Genomic DNA, 16096 nt, shown 5'->3' on the forward strand with positions numbered 1-16096 from the left:
ACCGATATCCGGGCGCCCGACCTGTTTTTCGCTCGCCCTTACCCGCGAGGGGCCGGTGCCCGGTCAGGCGGCCGCGCGGACCCTCTCCTCGGCGGCGATGCCGAAGGTGCGGTGTGCGGTCCTGGTGATGAGGAAGGAGATGTCCTCGTCGGTGAGCCCGTGGGCCTTGGCGTTGGCGATGTGCAGGGCCAGCGGCTGGGAGCCGGCGGCGACCACGCCGTTCTCCTCGTACCACAGCCCGTTGTCCGTGGTGTGGTGCAGCGCCCGGCCGCCGAGCCGCGCGGAGTCGCAGCGGTCGGTCATGATCATCGCGTTGCGGGGGCCCATGAGCTGCACGGCGCGGGTGGCCAGCGCGAGGTCCACGTGCTCGCCGTCGAAGTTGATGCAGGCGGAGATCCGGCCGTTGACGGCCTGCTTGATGATCGCCCCCGGCACCGGCCCGGCCATCTCGCTGATGTTGTCCAGCGTCCAGTTGGGCAGGTCGTACGAGGCGATGACCTCGTCCCGCTGCGCCCGCGCCCGGCCGGTGCGGAAGGCGTGCCGGATGTTGAGCGGCATGTCGTTGAACAGGTGGTCGGTGGTCACCCGGACGCCGCTGCCGTTCCACTCCGAGCGGTGCGCGGTCTCCACGATGGCATCGACGGTGGCCGCGCTGCGGGCCGGGTCGTCACGGGTGAAGTGCCCCAGCGCGGGACGGACTCCGTGGGCGAGCAGGGTCGGCACGATCCACTCGAAGTCGCTCTCCCGCAGGTGCGGGTCGTCCTGCAGCACCGACTCGGGGGAGAAGGCGTCGGGGGAGACCACGGTGTACACCAGTCCGTGGTCGCCGAGCGCGGCCAGGCGCTCCCACTCCCCGCGGCTGGGTGCCCACACCGTCGACTGCGGGGTGCCGCCGCGGTGGGAGAGCAGCGGGCCCTCCAGTGCCACTCCGGGTATGTGGGACAGCAGGCCGTCCGCACGCTTGGCGGCGTAGCGGCGCATGAAGTCCTCGAACTCACCGAGCCGGTCGCGGTGCAGATACATCGTGGGAAGCGCCAGTACGCCCTCGCCGGCGCACCACATGTCCAGTCGGTCCAGGTCGACGCGGGTGAAATCGGAGAAGTCCACATCGCCGAAGCCGTGGCAGTGCACTTCCACCGGTCGCATTCCGCGCTCGTCGAGCGGGAAAGAGGCGGGTCCCTGGGCGGTGGGCATGGATTCCATGGTGGTGTCGCTCCTTTTATTTCCGGGAAACCTGTCCGTACTTCTTTCCGGTACGGGTTCTCCGCGATGAGGTGCGGAACTCCATTGATTCTGCGGTGCTGTTGAGCCGGGTCACCAGTGGATTTAACGATCACCTACCTGCATTGCAGGAAGCTGAGGGCGCGGCGGGAAGCGGGTCGTGTCTAGGGTCGGTGTGCCGGAATCCGCACGGGTTTTCCGTCCTCGCTCCGCACGGCATGTTCAAGGCGGCCGAACACGAGAGCCCGCCTGTCCAGCGCCGCCGGTGCCGCTGGCGCGGAGACCTTCTCATTCCCAGGAGGGAACTCTCCATGACTTCGTCCGAGGCCGGACCGGAGCATGAAATCTCAAGATCGGGCGGCAGCTGCCGCGTTCTCCTCTCCAGCGTCTCCTCCGACTCCCACACCTGGAATCTGGTCTATCTCCAGCTCCTGCTGGAGGAGTTGGGGCACGAGGTGCACAACATCGGGGCCTGCGTGCCGGACGAGCTGCTGATCGCCGAGTGCCGGCGGCTCACTCCCGACCTCGTCGTCGTCAGCACCGTCAACGGCCACGGGGCCGCGGACGGCGGGCGGCTGATCCGCCGACTGCGCGCGCAGGAAGACATGCTGCGGCTGCCGGTGGTCATTGGGGGGACGTTCGGCACCAGAGCGGCGGCAGCGGGCACGTACGCGCCGGAGCTCCTCGCCGCCGGGTTCACCGCCGTCTTCGAGAACGGCTCGGGGATACGGGACTTCTGTCACTACGTCGGCACCGTGGTGATGGACGCCTCGCTCGCGGCGGGCAGCCGGTGAGCGGCCTGGAGACCGCCACCGGCCCCGCCACCCTTCCGCTCTCCTTCGGCGGTGCCGTGTCCGCGGCGAGCCGGGCGGGCGAACTGGTCGTCCAGCCGAGGATGGGGTTCGGTGCACCGTCCGCCATGCGGTCCGGCCTCGAAGCCGTCCGTCATGCCCGGGCCCGCACCGTCGGAACCCTCACCGTGGACAGCTACACCCGGGTCGGCGACCTGGCCGCCGCGCGCCGCGCGGTGCGCCGTGGCCAGGAGCTCAACGGCTACCCGATCGTCGCCCACGGGCCGCGGACCACCAGGGAGCTCCGCCAGGGCCTCGGTTCCTTCGCCGTCCAGGTGCGGCACGGCTCGGCGCGTCCGCTCGGGATCGTTTCCGCCCTGCTGGACGCCGGGCTCGACGCCACCGAGGGCGGACCCGTCTCGTACTGCCTGCCGTATGGCCGTACGCCCCTGCGCGAGTCCGTCGAGGCCTGGGCGCGCTCCTGCGAACTGCTGGCCGAGCGCTCGGCGACGGCTCACCTGGAGACCTTCGGCGGCTGCATGCTGGGACAGTTGTGCCCGCCCTCCCTGCTGGTGGCCCTGTCGGTGCTGGAGGGGCTGTTCTTCCGGCAGCACGGGCTGCGGGACATCTCGCTCAGCTACGCGCAGCAGACGGACTTCGCGCAGGACGCCGCGGCCGTCGCCGCCCTGCGCCGGCTCTCGGACGAGTACCTCGGCGACATCCGTCGGCACATCGTGCTCTACACCTACATGGGGGTCTTCCCGCGCACGGAGCCCGGGGCGCTGGCCCTGCTGCGCGACAGCGCGCGGCTGGCGGTGCGGACCGGGGCCGAGCGGCTGCTCGTCAAGACGACCGCCGAGGCGTACCGGATACCGACGGTGCGGGACAACGTGCGCGCCCTGGAGGAGGCCGCCCGCGCCGCCAGGCAGGCCCGGGCCGAGGGGCTGCACCTGCTGGGCCCGGCGCCCGATGACGGGGTACTCGACGAAGCCCGGACGCTCGTCGAGGCGGTGCTCGAACTCGACCCCGACGTAGGGCGGGCGCTGACCGAGGCGTTCGCGCGCGGCTATCTCGACGTCCCGTACTGCCTGCACGCGGACAACGCCCAGCGCGCCCGCGGCTGTCTCGACGCGGACGGCAGGCTGCGCTGGCTCTCCGCCGGTGCCATGCCGGTCCGCCCGTCCGCCGGGGCGGGGCACGGGCGGCTGCACGCCGACGACCTGCTGGGGATGCTCTCGCACGTGCAGACCGTGTACGACAGCGAGGCCCTGGACTGGACGCACGTCGGCACGACCGCCCCGGAACTCATCTCATGTGACTCAAGGAGTGCGCTGTGAACACACCTCAGGCACCGTCGCAGGGCCCGTACACCATCGCGGTCGTCGGCACCGGGCCGCGCGGTATCTCGGTCCTGGAGCGGCTGGCCGTGCGGTTGCGCGAGGCCGCCGAGCACGACCCCCGTCCGGTCACCATCTACGCCGTGGACGCCGTGGAGGTCGGCGCCGGACGCATCTGGCGCACGGACCAGGACCCGTGGTTCGCGATGAACACGGTGATCGGCCAGGTCACGATGTTCTCCGGTGCACCGGACGGCGGCCGTCCGCGCCCCGGCGCCGGTCCCTCGCTGGGCCAGTGGCTGCACGAGTACGCACCGGAGCGGGCCCGGCCCGGCGACGGGCACGACCCGCACGACTTCGCCTCCCGCCTGGAGTACGGCCGCTATCTGCGGTTCGTCTACCGCGCCGTCACCGACGAACTCCCGCCGCACGTACGGCTGATACCGGTACTCGGCCGGGTCACCTCGGTGCGGCCGGGACAGGACGGCCGCTACCGGGTGGCGGTGGGCGAGCAGCGTACGTTCGAGGCCGACAAGGTCGTCCTCACCACCGGGCATCCGGACAACGACCCGGACGACTTCGACCGCGCCATGTCCGGCTTCGCCGAGGGCCGTACCGGGGTGCACTACCTCTCGGGCAACTCTGCTGCTGACATGGACCTGGCCGAAAAGATCCTGCCCGGAACGACCGTCGCCGTACGGGGCATGGGACTGTCCTTCTACGACGTGCTGATGTCGCTTACGGAGGGCCGGGGCGGCCGGTTCGTACGCGACGAGGACGGGCACCTCGGATACGAGCCGAGCGGCAACGAACCGGTGATCGTGGCCGGCTCGCGCAGCGGGCTGCCGATCCCGGCCCGCGGCCGCAGCCAGAAGGCGCCCAACTACGTGCACCGCGGCACCTTCCTGACCGACGACGCCGTCGCCCGGGCCAGGGAGCGGCGCAGGCAGGCCGGCGGCAGCGGACAGCTCGACTTCGAGGAGGACCTGCTGGGCCAGGTGCTCCAGGAGATCCGGCACGTCTACTACACGGGGCACATGCGCACCCGGCACGGCGCGGAGGCGGCGGAGAAATTCGCCGCCCGCTACGCCACAGAGGTGCACGCGGGCGGCGACGGCACCGTGGCGGTGGCGGAGGCCGATCTGCTCGATGTGCCGGAGCTGGACCTGCGGCGGCTGGCCAGGCCCTTCGACGGCGAGCACTTCGCGGACGCGCGGGAGTGGCGGTGCCGGCTCACCGCCGTGCTGCGGCAGGATCTGCGGGAGGCCGCCCTCGGCACCGTGGACGGACCGCTGAAAGCGGCCCTGGACACCCTGCGCGACCTGCGGGGCGTGCTGCGCTCGGCGGTGGACTACGGAGGGCTGCTGCCCGGCTCGTACGATGCCGACTTCCGCCGCGGCTACGTGCCCGTCAACGCGCTGCTCTCGGCGGGGCCGCCCATGGTCCGCACGGAGCAGCTGATGGCCCTGATGGACCGGGGGATCGTCGAAGTGATGGGGCCCCGGGCCGTGTTCGGCACGGACGAAGAAACCGGGACGTTCACGGTGCACTCGCCCCACGTCGAGGGTTCCCGACGGAGCGCCGAGGTGCTCGTCGACGCCCGGATCCCGGTGCCGGATCTGCGACGGGACCGCTCGCCGCTCATGCGGCAGCTGCTCTCCGAGGGGCTGGTGGGCGAGTTCGTCAACAGGGACCCGGCCACCGGCGAGGAGTTCGCCACCGGAGGGCTGGACGTCGAGCGCGGCTCCTTCCGGGTCGTCGGTGCGGACGGGACGGCGCGTAGCGGCCTGTACGCCCTGGGAATCCCCACCGAGCACGTGCGCTGGTTCACCCAGATCGGCAACGGGCGGCCGGGGCTGAACACGGAATTCCGCAAGGTGGCCGACGTGGTGGCGGCCGAACTGCTGCCGACGTCGGTCAGGGGAGATGCGTACGCGCACGAGCGCGTCGCCACGCACGCATGAGAGGACCGAGGAACATGACCCGAGACGAGACCGCGGCGACCCGCGCCTTCCGTGCAGCGCGCGACGTACTGCTGGAGCACCGCGAGGACCTGGAATCCGCCCGCCGGGCCTTCGTCTGGCCCCGCCCGGAGTACTTCAACTGGGCCCTGGAATGGTTCGACGTGATAGCCGTCGACAACGTTGCCCCGGCGCTGCGCATCCTGGGCCGGGAGGCCGACGGCTCGGCTGACGTGGAGGTATCCTACCAGGACATGTCACGCCGCTCCGACCAGGTGGCCGGGTGGCTGCGTGGGCTCGGGGTGCGCCGGGGCGACCACGTGCTGGTGGTGCTGAACAACCGCGTGGAGCTGTGGGAGACCCTGCTGGCCGCCATGAAGCTCGGCGCCGTCGTCGTCCCCACGTACACCACGACCACCGCCCCCGAACTCGCCGACCGCATCGAGCGCGCGGAGATCCGGCATGTGATCGCCGAGGCGGACACGGTGCCGAGGTTCGCGGGCATCGGCGGCTCCTGGACCCGTGTCGTGGCCGGCGGCCGGGCCGAGGGCTGGCTGCCGTTCGAGGAATCCTCGCGGGCCGACGGCGAGTTCGTCCCGGACGGCCCGACGCGGGCGGCGGACCCGCTCTTCCGCTACTTCACCTCCGGCACCACCTCCCGCCCGAAGATGGTGGCGCACACCCACCTCAGCTACCCGGTGGGCCATCTCTCCGGCATGTACTGGAACGGCGTACGGCCGGGCGACCGGCACTTCAACGTCTCCGCGCCGGGCTGGGCCAAACACGCCTGGAGCTCCTTCTTCGTCCCGTGGAACGCCGAGGCCACCGCGGTGGCATTGGCAGCCCCACGGCCGACCCCGGGGGACGTACTGACCGCCCTGCGCACGCGCGAGATCACCACGATGTGCGCACCGCCCACCGTGTGGCGCGGCATGGTCCAGGAGGGCCTGGGCGGGCGCCCACGAGGGCTGCGGGAGGCGACCGCGGTCGGGGAGTCCCTCGAACCCGCTCTCTTCCACGCCGTGTACGACGCATGGGGCCTCCCGGTGCGGGACGGCTTCGGACAGACCGAGACCACCGCGCAGATCGGCAACACCCCGGGCCGCACCGTCGTACCCGGCCGGATGGGCTGGGCGCTGCCCGGCTACGAACTGCGGCTCCTCGACCGGGAGTCCGGCACGGAGGCGCCGGCCGGAACGCCCGGTGAGCTGTGCGTACGGCTGTCGCCCGCGCCGGCCGGCATGATGACCGGTTACGCGGGCGACGAGGCCCGGACCGCGCAGGCCTTCCAGGACGGCTACTACCACACCGGGGATCTGGTGGTGCGGCACGAGGACGACTCGTACGCCTATGTGGGGCGCACGGACGACATGTTCAAGTCCTTCGACCACCGCCTCTCCCCGCTGGAGCTGGAACGCGCCCTGCTGCGCAGCGACGCGGTCGGGCACGCCGCGGTCGTGCCGGTGCCGCACCCGGTCGGCCTGTGGCAGCCGAAGGCGTACGTCGTCCCGGCCCGAGGCCACCGCCCCGGAGCGGAGACGGCCCGGGCGGTCTTCGCCGACATGACGCGACAGTTGCCGAGGGAGAAGTGGGTGCGGCTGCTGGAGTTCACCACGGAACTGCCGCTCACCGCCTCGGGGAAGATCCGCCGGGCGGAGCTGCGGACCCGCACGGAGAGCACGGGCCCGGTCCATGAGCTGTCCGGGGCGGAGGGGACGGAGCGGTGAGCGGGCCGGAAACACTGCTCTGCATGTGCGCGCACGTCCCCGAATCCGACGTGGTGGCCGCCGTGGCGGCGGGGGCCGCGGATGTCGAGGCGGTGGGCGCCGCGACGGACGCGGGCACCGGCTGCGGTGACTGCGTCGTCGACATCGAGGACATCCTCGCCGAGGAGGCCCCCCGGACCGGCCTCGCGGCCTGAGCGAAACCCCCACGGCCTTCGTACTGGTCATGTGCCTCTTCGGTCGGAGCACCGGAGCACCGGAGCACAGGACCAGGCGAAGGCCGTGTTCGCGTGCCCGCGGCAATACTGTGCAACTTGTTGCGAAGTTACGTGGGTGGTAACTTTGCAACAAGTTGCACAGTATTCCCTCGGAATTCCCCCGGAGAGGCGGACGGGTGCTGCAGATCCAGATCGGCGCCGAGCGTGTGGCGGCCCCGGGCGACCGTCTGATGCGGACCACCCTCGGGTGGCGCCGGGGCATGAGCGAGGACGAGGCATGGGAAGCCGGCCGCGGCATCTGGAAGTTCAACGCCGACCGGGCCCTGTCGCAGGACGAGGTGCAGATCATCAACACCGAAGGCACGGTCCTCGCGGTCGCGAGGATCATCGGCATCTCCAAGCACGGTGACCGTTACGCTCTCGAGGGCGAGCTCCTGCGTGACGACCTCCGCGTCGGCCGCCCCACCAGGAGCCCGCATCTGTCCCGTAACCCCGTCACCTACATCTGACGGCCCCCATGACACCGAAGGGAGCGCTCCGGTGAGTGAATTCGACGCGATCGACGCGCTGATCGAGGCCGTCGGTCCACAGGTCGAACTCCCGCCGCCGGACGTGCGGAGGGAGCTGCGGGAGCAGGCCCGGCTCTCGCAGGCACAGGTGGCCCGAGCGCTCGGCGTGGGCCCCAGCACGGTCGGCGGGTGGGAGAACGGCCGCGACCCGGCGGACGAGATCCGCGCCAAGTACGCGTATCTGCTGGACGGGCTGGCCGCCAAGTTCGCCACGTTCACCGAGGAGCCGTCCGCGGCGCCGGAAGCCCCGGTGACGCCGGACGCCCCGGCGCCGACCGACACCACCTCCACCTCACCTTCACCCTCCACCTACACCTCTTCCGAGGCCGGGGACGAGGTGGAGTCGGTGGAGTCCCTCGCCACCCCCGAGCCGTGTGTGCTGTGTGGATCACCGGCCGGGCAGCGGGTGGCGGGCTTCGCCCAGCACCTGGACCCGGCCGACTGCGGGCCCGCCGCCGGCGCTTCGGACGAGTCGGGGACGCCGGCGGCCGAGCCGGCCCCGAAGCCGCTGCCGCGCACCCGGGCCACGGCCCGCCCCGCTCAGCGCTCCGCGGGCCCGGCCAAGCGCGCGTTCCAGGAGCAGTCCGGGCCCGGGGACCTGATCGGCCGGACGGTCCGGGCGGCGCTCGCCGAGCACCAGGGCGACGTCGACGCGGCCCTCGCGGCGCTGCTGAAGCGGGCGATCCCGGACGCGATGCGGCTGCTGGACGAGACCCGCAAGGGCGCGCGGTACGACATCGTCGCGCACCCGTGGATCCCGGACATCCTGCGCAAGCAGACCTCCAAGGGCGCGGACCGGATCTGGGAGGCGCGGCCCAAGTGGACCCGTCACGAACTGCCGCCCGGCCGCCACGAGGTGACCGCGCTCGACATCAACGGCGCCTACCTCTCCGCCCTGAAGACCCACCTCCCGCTCGGCCAGCTGGAACACACCACCGGCTTCGACCACGACCGCCGCCGCGCCGGTGTCCACCTCATCACCCCGCCCGAGTGGGAGCACGAGGCGGTGCTGCCCAACCCGATCGGCAACAGGGACGAGCCCGGCCCGCTGTGGGTCACCGAACCGACCCTGCGCCTCCTGCTGCGCCTCTCCGGCCCGAAGCACGCACTGTGCGCACCCCCGGAGATCCACGAGTCCTACACGTCCGGTGCGACGGAGAACCTGCTGGAGAAGTTCCGCGTCGCCCTCAAGGACGCCCGGGACACGGCGATCGCCGACGGCGACGAGGTGACGCTGGAGTACGTGAAGGCGATGTACTCGAAGTTCGTCTCCACGATGGGGGAGTCGAACTACAACCGGGAGCTCTACCGCCCGGACTGGATGCACATCATCCGCAGCCAGGCGTTCGCCAACCTCTGGATGAAGGCACTCAAGGCCCACGACGAGGGCCTCACCGTCGTACGCGCGATGGGCACCGACGAGCTCCACGTCATCGGCGACTGGCACCGCGTCTTTCCCGAGGGCCGCGGCGTGACCGAGGTCAAGATGAAGGACACCTACACCGCGGGCAGCAGTGACACCGAGGACATGGCGGGGGAGGAGGAGTAGATGCCCGAGAGGACCATCGACTTCGGGAAGTTCGGCGCCCGGGGCATCAAGGGCAGCGACGCCGTCGCACGCAAACTCGACGAGCTGGCAGACGGCATCGTCACTCCGGTTACCGTGAAGCGCGGTCTGATGGCGCGCCTGCACTACCTGACCAGGACGGACCACAGCCGCAGGGCGGCCAGGGACGCCGGGCTGACGGTGACCGACCGCACGCTGAAGGCGTGGCTGGACGAACGACGCCGGCCGTCGAAGGCCAACCTGGAACGCATCGACGCCGCCTACCGCCAGGTCCGCCGCCACAACGTCGCCCGGCACCTCCTGCGACGCCTGAACGCCGACGGCGGGACGCGGGTGGAGATCCATCCGCTGAACCAGTCACAGGTGCCGCGGCCGCTCCAGCGGATGGTGGAGTACCGCACGATGAACGTCCGCCGCTGGGACCGCATCGTCGACGCCTGGGCAGCCGGCGACCACCAGGGCCTGGACGACGCCTGGGAGGACGTCATCGTCGACCTGGGATCGCAGTGGGGGCAGTACGAGTACGTCACCAACATCGGCTTTGCCGCGTAGACGGTCGGGCCGCCGCCGTCGCCGCACGGCTTGCACCTCCTGCAACAGGAGGTCCTACGTTCCCTTGCCATGAAGATTGTTGTTCATGACACGGCGTCCGCCATGGCCGAACTCTTCCGGCGCCCGTTGGAGGAACAGCCCGATGCCCTGCGGGAAATGCTCGGCCCGCTGCAGAACGTGATGTCCACGGTGGGCGATCTGGACACGTACCGGATGCACACGATGGGCAATGGCTTCCGGATCGACCGTGAGGACCCGCGCTACCCGACAGCCCTGCGGCAGCTGCGCAACGCGGGAGTGCGGGACCGGATCGAGGACTGCCTCGGCGCCGCGTGGGAGCGGCTGAGCGGTGCGGTGCCCGGGACCAGGAGCGCCGGGACCGTGCACGTCGTCCTGGTGCTCGGCAACCCCGACGACGACCTCCTGACTGTCCGCAACGCCGGGTACCTCGGCATGGGCGGAATCCCGGGGGCGATCCAGCTGACGATATGGCCCACCGGGACCAGCCTGGCCAAGACCGGCTACGCCGCCGCGCACGAGCTCGGAGTCCGCGAGGTGGGAGTGATCGCGTTTCCGTCCTCGGGCCGACAGGTGCCCGGAGCCGTTCAGTCCACGGGAACCAGCGTGAGGTAGGCCATCCCGAGCACTCCCCGGTAGCCACGCAGCCAGCTCGACCGGTGCCGGTCGACGCGCTCGCGCGTCTCCTGCGCCAGCGGGTGGTCCGGGTGAGCGGCCAGCCACTCCTCCACGTCCGACTGATAGCCGGACTCGAAGTCCTCCCACTCGTCCTCGCCGGCCGTCTCGATCCAGACGGGCCGGAACCCGGCGGACACCGCGAGGTCGACCAGTCCGGCCAGATCGTGGTACTCGTCGGCACGGGCGTCCGGCCACATCGCGGCCAGTTCGGCGGAGGTGGGGGAGCGCTGCCAGAAGCCCTCGGAGAGAAGGACCCGCCCTCCGGGCGCGACGAGCCGCCGCAGCGCACGCAGTGCGTCGGCGCTGTGTCCGGGCGGTTCCGCGTCACTGAGGGCGTGACTGGCCCCGAGACACAGGACGAGATCGGCGGGCCCGTGCGACGTTCCCCCGGCGGCCCCCTCGACGAACTCCACGCGTCCGGCCAGCGCACGGGCCTCGGCATTCGCGCGTCCCCTGGCGAGGTCCTCGCCGTTGAGGTCGATGCCGATCCCGGTCGCCTGCGGCACCGCGTCGAGGACGCGGAGCATCAACTCCCCCCAGCCACAACCGATGTCCAGCACCCGCGCGGGGGCGGCCCGGCCGAGTCTGTCGACGATCCGCGCGGCGCGCGCCTCGGAGAGCGGACCGAGAAAAGTGAGTCGGGTCAGGCGCGGCGGAAGATCGGTTTCAGTCATGTGGCGCACGCTAACGCCGACGGGCCCGCCACGGACACCGAGTTTCGCTCCTGCCGCGCCGGATCCGGTCACAGCCGACAGGGCCACACACCGACGCTCCCCCGTCCGACACGGACCTCGACCCACGTCGCGTCGGCACCGTCCGGCGGTGGAGGAACAGCGAGTTCGAACAGGAGCGGCGCACCGCCCACATCCAGCAGCGCCATGCCGTCCCCGGTGAGGATCAGCCGCCCCCGGAAGACGACGCGGTCGCCGTCCTCCCGGAGCCCGGGCGTGGCAGAAGCGGCCGGCCAGGTGTTCTCCGCCCAGGCGATGTCCTCGTCGACGGTCCACTCGACATGGTGCTCGCGGCCCACTTCCTCGGGGGTGCCGTGCCAGAGCACCACAGCGGTGCCCACCGCGGAGCGCACCCGGACCGTTGCGGGCCCCGACGGGACCTGCCCCACCGCCTCTGTCCGGACCAACATCCCGCCATCATCCGCGACTTCACTGCGCAACCGGACACCGACCTCGGCCCATTACGCCGGATCGTCGCGCACGAGCCGATTCAGGACCCTGTCGAGCCGGGCCTTCCGGGTCTCGGGGGTGAGCGCGGAACTGTCCCGGAGGCTGGTGAGCGTCAGCCAGAAGATGCTCACCCAGAGCCTGCGCAATCTCGAACGGGACGGTCTCCTCACCCGGACCGTCACGCCGTCGGTGCCGGTCCGGGTCGACTACGCCCTCACCCCCCTCGGGGATAGCCTGGTGCCGGTGATGCAGGCGATCAAGGCGTGGGCGGAAGAGAACATGGACGAGGTCCTGGCCGCCCGGTCCGGCTACGACGCGACGGCCTGACGGGGCCAGGGCCTGTCCGGCCCTGATCCGCCGGACAGGCCCCGGCGACGTGGACCGTTGTCTGTCCCGTCAGGCGTCCCGTCGGCGCAGGACCAGGTAGCCGCCGATCAGGGCGGCGGCCGTCCAGGCCAGCAGGATGGCGAGAGCCGCCCCCGATCCGTAACCGGGTCCGTAGCGCCCGTCGCTGGACGGCCCGGCGATGTGCATCAGTTCCAGGCCGGCCTGGTCGGGCAGGTACTGCAGGACGGGCTTCAGGGCGGGGATATTGCCGAGCCCCTGGGAGCCGAGGAACAGCAGCGGGAGCAGGATGCCCATCGAGATCGCCGAACTGCGCACGACGGTCGTGATCCCCATGGAGAAGGCGCAGATCAGGGTCAGGTAGACGACGGCCCCGGCGAGCGCGGCCGGGACTCCGTCCGCGGTGAGATCGGTGCCGTACGGGCCGAGCGCCGCCTGTGCCGCGACGAACGTGACGAGGACGATCACCGCCGAGGCGGCGAGGGCGGTCAGGGTGCCGGCCAGCACCTTGCCGCTGTAGAGCAGACCGCGTCCCGGCACCGCGGTCAGCGAGGTCCGGATCGAACCGGACGAGTACTCGGCACCGACGAGCAGGGCGCCGAGCACGACGAGGGCGAGCTGCCCGAGGGTCACGCTGTACAGGGCGGCGACCAGCGGATCGAAGTTGACGACGTGCTCGATGTTGTTGCGCCAGTTGAACGCGACGAGCGTGCCGATGCCGGTGCTGAGCACGAAGGCCAGCAGCAGGGTGAAACCGGTCGAGCGCACGGTCCACACCTTGGTCCATTCGGCGGCGAGAACCGCCCGGGGCGAGTTGCTGGTCATCGCTGTGCTTCCCCCGGCTGTTCCGCCCGGTACTCGACCGCGTCGGCGGTCAGCCGCATGAACGCCTCTTCCAGCGACGCGTGGCTCCGTGTCACCTCGTGCACCGGCACCGCGTGGGCCGCGACGAGTTCGCCGATCCGCTCGGGGCCGGCGGCCGCACTCAGGCTCCCGTCCGCGCAGTCGGTGACCTCGATCCCCGCGCCGGCCAGCACGTCGCGCAGCCGCTGCGGTTCCGGTGTGCGCACCCGCACCCCCGCTTCCGTGTGCTTGTCGATGAACGCGGTCATGCCGGTGTCCGCGAGGAGCCGGCCGCGGCCGATCACGACCAGGTGATCGACGGTGAGCGCCGCCTCGCTCATCAGGTGACTGGAGATCAGGACGGTGCGCCCCTCGGCCGCCAGGTCCCGCAGGAGGCGCCGGATCCACAGGACGCCCTCCGGATCGAGCCCGTTGACCGGCTCGTCGAGCACCAGGACGGCCGGTTCGCCGAGCAACGCCGCGGCGATTCCCAGCCGTTGGCCCATGCCCAGCGAGAACGTCCCCGTCCGCCGGCGCGCGGCGCCCGCCAGCCCGGCCAGCTCGATCACCTCATGCACGCGGCGTGCCGGGATCCGGTTGCTCCGGGCCAGGCACCGCAGATGGTTCAGCGCGGTCCGGCCGGGGTGCACGGCCCCGGCGTCGAGCAGAGCGCCCACCGTACGCAGCGGATCGCGCAGTTGTCGGTACGGTGCGCCGTTGATCCGCACCTCGCCGGCGGTCGGCCGGTCCAGGCCCAGCATCATGCGCATCGTGGTGGACTTTCCGGCGCCGTTGGGGCCCAGGAACCCGGTCACCAGGCCGGGCCGTACCCGGAAGCTGAGCCCGTCCACCGCCGTGGTGTTCCCGTAACGCTTGGTCAGGTCGGTCACTTCGATCATGTCGGCGATGGTCCGGGACGAGAGGCCCCCGCCGCATCCGGCCCGGGGCCGACCGCCGTTCCTCCACCCACGGGTGGAGGCGGGCCGGCACAGGAGCCCGTGCCTCCGACCCCGGGGGGAGCGCAAGGTTCAACTCCCGGACGGAGGTGGCGCGCCGTACGCCTGGATAGGGTCGAGCGGTGCGAGCAGGTACTACTGAGGTGGACCCGGACGACCATCCGATCCTGGCCCGGCGGCTGAGCCGACGCCAACACATCGCCCTGGACTGCGCGTTCGTGTTCGTTTACGCGGCCGCGCTGTTGCTGACCGGCTCGACAGCCGACGCGCCGTCGTCCACGGCACCCTCCCCGGCGCCGGTGCCGTGGGAGCGGCTCGTGCTCATCGCCGCGGCCACCGTGCCCGTCGCCGTACGGCGGATCTGGCCGTTGCCCGTGTTCGTGGCCGTGCTGGCGGTGACCGTCGTCGCCGTCGTACGGGACGCCACCTGGGACCCGTTCCTGGCGGCGGCGTTCGCCATGTACACCGTCGCCCTCACGGTGCCGTCGCACCGTTGGTGGCAGCGATGGCTGCCCGGACTGGCGCTGGCGGCCCTGGCCCTGGCCGGTGCCGCCGGAGCGACGCACGCGGGCGATGCGTACTGGTGGCGTGGTGGTCCGGGGCTGCTGCTGCTCGGCTTCACCGCGCTGCTCGGCGCCTGGCAGCTGGGGCGGGCCGCGCGGCAGCGGCGCGCGTTCGCCATCCGGGCGGCGGAGCAGATCGCGCAGCGAGCCGTCACGGAGGAACGCCTGCGGGTCGCCCGCGAACTGCACGACGTCGTCACCCACAGCATGGGCCTGATCGCGGTCAAGGCCGGTGTCGCCAACCACGTGCTGCACGTCAGACCGCAGGAGGCGCACGACGCGTTGCAGGTCATCGAACGCACGAGCCGCACCGCGCTGAACGACATGCGCCGGATGCTCGGTGTGCTGCGCACCCCCGAGGGCGAGCGGCAGCCGGCCTCCCTCGGCCCGGTTCCCGGTGCCGTCGCACTTCCCGAACTCGTCGGGCAGGCCGGTGCGCAGCTGACGATGCGCGGAGTCGAGAACCTGCCCGACGGAGTCGCGCTGGCCGTCTACCGGATAGTCCAGGAGGCGCTCACCAACGTCGCCAAGCACGCCGGCCCGGACTCCCGTTGCCGGGTGGAGGTCGCCGCGAACGGCCGCGACGTCCGGATCGACATCACCGACGACGGCGGCGGCCGGGCGCCCCTGACGAAGACGACCGGCGGCCATGGCATCGTCGGCATGCGCGAACGCGTCGCCATGTACGGCGGCACCCTCACCACCGGACCGCGTCCGGAGGGCGGCTTCGCGGTGCACGCGTCCCTGCCCTACGAGGAGAGCACATGACCCGGCCCGCCGACCCGCCCGCCGATCCGTCAGGCGATCCCGTCCGGGTCCTGATCGCGGACGACCAGGCGCTGCTGCGCGGCAGCCTCCGGGTGCTCGTCGATGCCGAACCCGGCCTGGTGACCACGTCGGAGGCGGCGAACGGGGCGGAGGCGGTGCGCTGCGCCCGGCAGGATCCGCCGGACGTGGTCCTGATGGACGTACGGATGCCCGGGATGGACGGCATCGAGGCGACCCGGCAGATCTGCGGTTCTCCCGGTACCGCGCACGTCAAGGTGCTGATGCTGACGATGTTCGACCTGGACGAGTACGTCTACGCCGCGCTGCGGGCCGGCGCCAGCGGCTTCCTGCTCAAGGACACGCCGCCCGGCGAACTGATCGCGGCGATACGGGTCGTCGCCGGAGGCGATGCGCTGCTGGCACCGGCCGTGACGCGGCGCCTGATCGCGGAGTTCGCCCATCGCCCACAGCCCTCGCAACCACTGCCACACAGCCTGGACGGTGTGACCGAGCGCGAGCGCGAGGTCCTCACCCTCATCGCCCGCGGCCTGTCCAACACCGAGATCGCCGAACGGCTGTACCTCGGCATCGCCACCGTGAAGACCCACGTCGGCCATCTGCTCACCAAGCTCGACTGCCGCGACCGCGCCCAGTTGGTGATCGTCGCGTACGAGAGCGGCCTGGTCACGGCGGTACGGCCCCCGATCGGTCCCTGAAGACCGCCTTCCGGCACCGTGGCCGGAGGCCTCACCCCGTCGCGGGGCGCAGTTCGTGTAGATGCCGTGGGCATGGACCTGGTCGAAC

At 71.6% G+C, this 16096-nt stretch carries 17 protein-coding genes; 12 read left to right on the top strand and 5 right to left on the bottom strand.

The genetic code is table 11. The annotated features are described in order from the left end of the window. Nucleotides 1–63: 63 nt before the first annotated feature. Entirely contained in the window at nt 64–1203 is a 1140-nt protein-coding gene (locus tag OG978_RS42680; protein ID WP_326770474.1) for a hypothetical protein, read from the bottom strand. A gap of 329 nt (nt 1204–1532) precedes the next feature. On the opposite strand from OG978_RS42680, the gene OG978_RS42685 reads away from it, so the two are divergent. The 9 genes from OG978_RS42685 (at nt 1533) to OG978_RS42725 (ending at nt 10573) form a co-directional block, all read left to right on the top strand. Further along, nucleotides 1533–2015 (top strand): cobalamin B12-binding domain-containing protein, encoded by a 483-nt coding sequence (locus OG978_RS42685; RefSeq protein ID WP_326770475.1) that lies wholly within the window; start codon nt 1533–1535, stop codon nt 2013–2015. Next, nucleotides 2012–3349 carry a methylaspartate mutase gene (locus OG978_RS42690; protein ID WP_326770476.1) on the top strand — a complete coding sequence of 446 codons (1338 nt, stop codon included), beginning with the start codon at nt 2012–2014 and terminating at the stop codon, nt 3347–3349. Before OG978_RS42685 ends, OG978_RS42690 begins: the two co-directional genes overlap by 4 nt. Beyond that, nucleotides 3346–5313 carry an FAD/NAD(P)-binding protein gene (locus OG978_RS42695; protein WP_326770477.1) on the top strand — a complete coding sequence of 656 codons (1968 nt, stop codon included), beginning with the start codon at nt 3346–3348 and terminating at the stop codon, nt 5311–5313. Before OG978_RS42690 ends, OG978_RS42695 begins: the two co-directional genes overlap by 4 nt. A gap of 14 nt (nt 5314–5327) precedes the next feature. Then, nucleotides 5328–7037, top strand: a complete 1710-nt coding sequence (locus OG978_RS42700) for an AMP-binding protein (RefSeq protein WP_326770478.1) — start codon at nt 5328–5330, stop codon at nt 7035–7037. Between the two features lie 23 nt (nt 7038–7060). Further along, nucleotides 7061–7231, top strand: coding sequence for a (2Fe-2S)-binding protein (locus tag OG978_RS42705; protein ID WP_326770479.1), 171 nt, complete (start codon nt 7061–7063; stop codon nt 7229–7231). Between the two features lie 197 nt (nt 7232–7428). Beyond that, a complete protein-coding gene (locus tag OG978_RS42710) occupies nt 7429–7761 on the top strand; it encodes a hypothetical protein (RefSeq protein WP_326770480.1) in 333 nt (110 codons plus the stop codon). 31 nt (nt 7762–7792) lie between these two features. Continuing rightward, a complete protein-coding gene (locus OG978_RS42715) occupies nt 7793–9370 on the top strand; it encodes a helix-turn-helix transcriptional regulator (protein ID WP_326770481.1) in 1578 nt (525 codons plus the stop codon). Beyond that, a complete protein-coding gene (locus tag OG978_RS42720) occupies nt 9371–9940 on the top strand; it encodes a transcriptional regulator (RefSeq protein WP_326770482.1) in 570 nt (189 codons plus the stop codon). Nucleotides 9941–10009: 69 nt separating this feature from the next. Next, nucleotides 10010–10573 (top strand): hypothetical protein, encoded by a 564-nt coding sequence (locus OG978_RS42725; protein ID WP_326770483.1) that lies wholly within the window; start codon nt 10010–10012, stop codon nt 10571–10573. On the opposite strand, the gene OG978_RS42730 is transcribed toward OG978_RS42725, so the two are convergent. Beyond that, nucleotides 10546–11310 carry an SAM-dependent methyltransferase gene (locus OG978_RS42730; RefSeq protein ID WP_326770484.1) on the bottom strand — a complete coding sequence of 255 codons (765 nt, stop codon included), beginning with the start codon at nt 11308–11310 and terminating at the stop codon, nt 10546–10548. The genes OG978_RS42725 and OG978_RS42730 overlap by 28 nt on opposite strands. Nucleotides 11311–11378: 68 nt before the next feature. Then, a complete protein-coding gene (locus OG978_RS42735; RefSeq protein WP_326770485.1) occupies nt 11379–11777 on the bottom strand; it encodes a hypothetical protein in 399 nt (132 codons plus the stop codon). A gap of 118 nt (nt 11778–11895) precedes the next feature. On the opposite strand from OG978_RS42735, the gene OG978_RS42740 reads away from it, so the two are divergent. Further along, complete coding sequence (locus tag OG978_RS42740; protein WP_442817880.1) at nt 11896–12144, top strand: winged helix-turn-helix transcriptional regulator; 249 nt, start codon at nt 11896–11898, stop codon at nt 12142–12144. Nucleotides 12145–12213: 69 nt separating this feature from the next. Here OG978_RS42740 and OG978_RS42745 read toward each other — a convergent pair whose 3' ends face one another. Both OG978_RS42745 and OG978_RS42750 read right to left on the bottom strand, forming a co-directional pair. Then, a complete protein-coding gene (locus OG978_RS42745; RefSeq protein ID WP_326770486.1) occupies nt 12214–12987 on the bottom strand; it encodes an ABC transporter permease subunit in 774 nt (257 codons plus the stop codon). Further along, the gene (locus OG978_RS42750) at nt 12984–13904 is read right to left on the bottom strand and encodes an ABC transporter ATP-binding protein (protein ID WP_326770487.1); all 921 of its coding nucleotides are present in this window, start codon (nt 13902–13904) and stop codon (nt 12984–12986) included. The genes OG978_RS42745 and OG978_RS42750 overlap by 4 nt, the downstream gene beginning before the upstream one ends. 179 nt (nt 13905–14083) lie before the next feature. Between OG978_RS42750 and OG978_RS42755 the strand changes: the two genes are divergently transcribed. Continuing rightward, nucleotides 14084–15292, top strand: coding sequence for a sensor histidine kinase (locus OG978_RS42755; RefSeq protein WP_326770488.1), 1209 nt, complete (start codon nt 14084–14086; stop codon nt 15290–15292). Further along, complete coding sequence (locus OG978_RS42760; protein WP_326770489.1) at nt 15289–16008, top strand: response regulator transcription factor; 720 nt, start codon at nt 15289–15291, stop codon at nt 16006–16008. Before OG978_RS42755 ends, OG978_RS42760 begins: the two co-directional genes overlap by 4 nt. Nucleotides 16009–16096 lie beyond the last annotated feature (88 nt).

The sequence above is a fragment of the Streptomyces sp. NBC_01591 genome (assembly GCF_035918155.1).
GTDB lineage: Bacteria > Actinomycetota > Actinomycetes > Streptomycetales > Streptomycetaceae > Streptomyces.

Bases quoted from the DNA above. Each gene is read 5' to 3' on its own strand.
- OG978_RS42680 (WP_326770474.1), bottom strand. From the start codon at position 1,203: ATGGAATCCATGCCCACCGCCCAGGGACCCGCCTCTTTCCCGCTCGAC.
- OG978_RS42685 (WP_326770475.1), top strand. From the start codon at position 1,533: ATGACTTCGTCCGAGGCCGGACCGGAGCATGAAATCTCAAGATCGGGC.
- OG978_RS42700 (WP_326770478.1), top strand. From the start codon at position 5,328: ATGACCCGAGACGAGACCGCGGCGACCCGCGCCTTCCGTGCAGCGCGC.
- OG978_RS42705 (WP_326770479.1), top strand. From the start codon at position 7,061: ATGTGCGCGCACGTCCCCGAATCCGACGTGGTGGCCGCCGTGGCGGCG.
- OG978_RS42720 (WP_326770482.1), top strand. From the start codon at position 9,371: ATGCCCGAGAGGACCATCGACTTCGGGAAGTTCGGCGCCCGGGGCATC.
- OG978_RS42725 (WP_326770483.1), top strand. From the start codon at position 10,010: ATGAAGATTGTTGTTCATGACACGGCGTCCGCCATGGCCGAACTCTTC.
- OG978_RS42730 (WP_326770484.1), bottom strand. From the start codon at position 11,310: ATGACTGAAACCGATCTTCCGCCGCGCCTGACCCGACTCACTTTTCTC.
- OG978_RS42735 (WP_326770485.1), bottom strand. From the start codon at position 11,777: ATGTTGGTCCGGACAGAGGCGGTGGGGCAGGTCCCGTCGGGGCCCGCA.
- OG978_RS42745 (WP_326770486.1), bottom strand. From the start codon at position 12,987: ATGACCAGCAACTCGCCCCGGGCGGTTCTCGCCGCCGAATGGACCAAG.
- OG978_RS42750 (WP_326770487.1), bottom strand. From the start codon at position 13,904: ATGATCGAAGTGACCGACCTGACCAAGCGTTACGGGAACACCACGGCG.
- OG978_RS42760 (WP_326770489.1), top strand. From the start codon at position 15,289: ATGACCCGGCCCGCCGACCCGCCCGCCGATCCGTCAGGCGATCCCGTC.